Here is a 1,349-nt window from a genome sequence, read left to right as displayed (position 1 = left end):
CGGGCGGATTTGCCTACCCGACGGCCTACAGCCTTGGACGTGGTCAACCATCGCCACGCCGGGCTACCTTCCTGCGTCACCCCTGTTAATACGCTTACCTACTACCGGTTCGGGTCCCGTGCGCCCTTGCCCGATGACCCCGAAGGGTCGGTGGGCAAGTTTGGACGGTTAGCATCACCGGGCTCGGTATGGGCGGTTCTTCGCCGGTAGGAGAATATCAACTCCTTGTCCATCGACTACGCCTGTCGGCCTCGCCTTAGGTCCCGACTTACCCAGGGCGGATTAACCTGGCCCTGGAACCCTTGGTCATTCGGCGGACGGGTTTCTCACCCGTCTTTCGCTACTCATGCCTGCATTCTCACTCGTGTGGGCTCCACCGCTGGGTTCCCCCGCGGCTTCACTGCCCACACGACGCTCCCCTACCCACCTGCGCCTCTGGACCACGAAGGCCTGAGTTGAGCGCAGATGCCACGGCTTCGGCGGTGTACTTGAGCCCCGCTACATTGTCGGCGCGGAATCACTTGACCAGTGAGCTATTACGCACTCTTTCAAGGGTGGCTGCTTCTAAGCCAACCTCCTGGTTGTCTGTGCAACTCCACATCCTTTCCCACTTAGCACACGCTTAGGGGCCTTAGCCGGTGGTCTGGGCTGTTTCCCTCTCGACTACGGAGCTTATCCCCCGCAGTCTCACTGCCACGCTTCCACTTACCGGCATTCGGAGTTTGGCTGACGTCAGTAACCTTGTAGGGCCCATCGGCCATCCAGTAGCTCTACCTCCGGCAAGAAACACGTGACGCTGCACCTAAATGCATTTCGGGGAGAACCAGCTATCACGAAGTTTGATTGGCCTTTCACCCCTAACCACAGGTCATCCCCCAGGTTTTCAACCCTGGTGGGTTCGGTCCTCCACGCGGTCTTACCCGCGCTTCAACCTGCCCATGGCTAGATCACTTCGCTTCGGGTCTAGACCCAGCGACTGTATCGCCCTGTTCGGACTCGCTTTCGCTACGGCTTCCCCACACGGGTTAACCTCGCCACTGAGCACTAACTCGCAGGCTCATTCTTCAAAAGGCACGCTGTCACCCCAACCAAGGAGGCTCCAACGGATTGTAGGCACACGGTTTCAGGTACTATTTCACTCCCCTCCCGGGGTACTTTTCACCTTTCCCTCACGGTACTGGTCCGCTATCGGTCACTAGGTAGTATTTAGGCTTAGCAAGTGGTCTTGCCAGATTCACACGAGATTTCTCGGGCCCCGTGCTACTTGGGATCCCCTTCGGGAGGCCACGCCATTTCGTCTACCGGACTCGCACCGTCTGTGGTCCGCCTTTCAATGCGGTTCGACTATG

General features: G+C 58.6%; 1 rRNA gene. It reads right to left on the bottom strand.

Annotation, left to right across the window (positions count from 1 at the left end):
• Positions 1-1,349, bottom strand: a 23S ribosomal RNA gene (locus tag AC4H2H_RS19710); the annotation flags it as partial.

This window comes from Cellulosimicrobium sp. BMG9.22, assembly GCF_059159975.1.
The sequence above is the reverse complement of the archived record's forward strand: the minus strand, read 5'-3'. Positions and strand labels throughout refer to the sequence as shown.